The sequence below is a fragment of the Streptomyces durocortorensis genome (assembly GCF_016901035.1).
In the GTDB taxonomy this organism is placed as follows: Bacteria; Actinomycetota; Actinomycetes; order Streptomycetales; family Streptomycetaceae; genus Streptomyces; species Streptomyces durocortorensis.
The window spans coordinates 1-1,867 of record NZ_JAFEUF010000129.1; the positions used below are offsets into that span (position 1 = coordinate 1).

Annotated in this window: 2 protein-coding genes; both read left to right on the forward strand. The window is 74.4% G+C overall.

Going from position 1 to position 1,867, the window contains the following annotated elements; genetic code table 11:
• On the forward strand, positions 1-1,279 hold a 1,279-nt coding region (gene glyA, locus JS521_RS22370), incomplete at its 5' end, for a serine hydroxymethyltransferase (protein ID WP_372448606.1).
• A 114-nt stretch (positions 1,280-1,393) separates the two neighbouring features.
• On the forward strand, positions 1,394-1,717 hold the full coding sequence (locus JS521_RS22375) for a hypothetical protein (protein WP_205084734.1): 324 nt from the start codon (positions 1,394-1,396) through the stop codon (positions 1,715-1,717).
• Positions 1,718-1,867: the final 150 nt, after the last annotated feature.

Here is a 1,867-nt window from a genome sequence, read left to right on the forward strand (position 1 = left end):
CGGCCACCGCCCCACCGCGCCCCGCCACCCGGCCCTCATGGCATCCGACCCCGAACTGGCCGCCCTGATCGGCGCGGAGGAGCGGCTCCAGGCCGACACCCTGCGCCTGATCCCCAGCGAGAACTACGTCTCCGCCGCCGTGCTCGAAGCCTCGGGCACGGTGCTCCAGAACAAGTATTCCGAGGGCTACCCCGGCAAGCGGTACTACGAGGGCCAGCAGGTCATCGACCAGGTCGAGACCCTGGCGATCCGCCGCGCCCAGGCCCTCTTCGGGATGGACCACGCCAACGTCCAGCCGTACTCCGGCTCCCCGGCCAACCTCGCCGCGTACCTGGCCTTCCTCCAGCCCGGCGACACGGTCCTCGGCATGTCCCTCCCGATGGGCGGCCACCTCACGCACGGCTGGGACGTCTCGGCCACCGGCCGCTGGTTCCGCGGCGTCCGGTACGGGGTCCGCCGCGACACCGGGCGGATCGACCTGGACGAGGTCCGCGACCTGGCCCTCGCCGAACGGCCCAAGCTGATCTTCTGCGGCGGCACGGCCGTTCCCCGCACGATCGACTTCGCGGGCTTCGCGGAGATCGCCCGGGAGACGGGGGCCGTCCTGGTCGCGGACATCGCGCACATCGCCGGCCTGATCGCGGGCGGCGCGCACCCCTCGCCCGCCGGTCACGCGGACGTCGTCTCCACGACCACCCACAAGACCCTGCGCGGCCCGCGCGGCGCGATGCTGCTCTCCACCGCCGAACACGCCCGCGCCATCGACCGCGCGGTCTTCCCCGGCCTCCAGGGAGGCCCGCACAACCAGACCACGGCCGCCATCGCGGTCGCCCTCGGCGAGGCCGCCACCGCCGGCTTCTGCTCCTACGCCCACCAGGTCGTGGCCAACGCCCGCGCGCTGGGCGAGGAGTTGGCGGCCCGCGGCTTCGACCTGGTCTCCGGCGGCACCGACAACCACCTCCTGCTGATCGACCTCACAAACAAGGACGTCCCCGGCAAGACCGCCGCGAAGGCCCTCGACCGCGCGGGGATCGTCGTCAACTACAACACCGTCCCCTTCGACCCCCGTAAGCCCTTCGACCCCTCCGGCATCCGCATGGGCACCCCGGCCCTCACCTCCCGGGGCGTCCCTGCCTCGGCGATGGGCACTGTCGCCGCCTGGATCACCACGGCGGTCGACGCGGCCCGCACGGGCGACGAGACGGCGATCAAGAGGGTGCGGGAAGAGGTGAAGGACCTCATGGACGCCCACCCGGCGCCGGGACTGCCGGTCGGCTGACGGGGCACTCTGCCCGCCTTCTTCACCTGTTCTCCGCGCCCCCAACCCCCCTCTGTGGCACCGTGGATCGACTGATGACCCGGATCTCCGGGCATCCGCGTAGGGGGGATCTTCATGCGACTTCGTACCGCCGCGGCCTCTGCCGTACTCGTCCTGTGCGCCACGGTGGGCGCAGCGGCCTGTTCGTCCTCGCCGGGCACCGCGGACGCCGAGCGGCCCGCCGCCCCCACCGCACCGGCCCCCGGGGACGGCCTGGAGGGGAAGATCGAGACGGGCAAGCGCCAGGCGGGCGGGCCCGAGTTGAACGGGCAGAGCGTGGCGGGGCCCGAGAAGTGGGCGACCTCCGCCGCCGACATCCCGGCGGAGTGCGCGCTCGACCTCTCGTTCGCCGATGTGTCCGAGGGGGAGCGGGCCGCCGAGCCGCCGGTCCTGCCGTGAGCATCCTGCTCGTGAACGGGTGAGAGCGACGCGGAAGGGGGGGGGGGGGGCCCCCCCCGGGGGGCCCCCCCCCGAAACGGGGCCCCCCCCCCCCCCCCCCCCCACCCCCCCCCCCCCACCCCCCCCCCCCCCCCGCGGAAGCAACGGGCC

What these genes read in the sequence shown, in the direction of transcription:
- JS521_RS22375 (WP_205084734.1), top strand. Translation starts at nt 1,394, where the DNA reads ATGCGACTTCGTACCGCCGCGGCCTCTGCCGTACTCGTCCTGTGCGCC.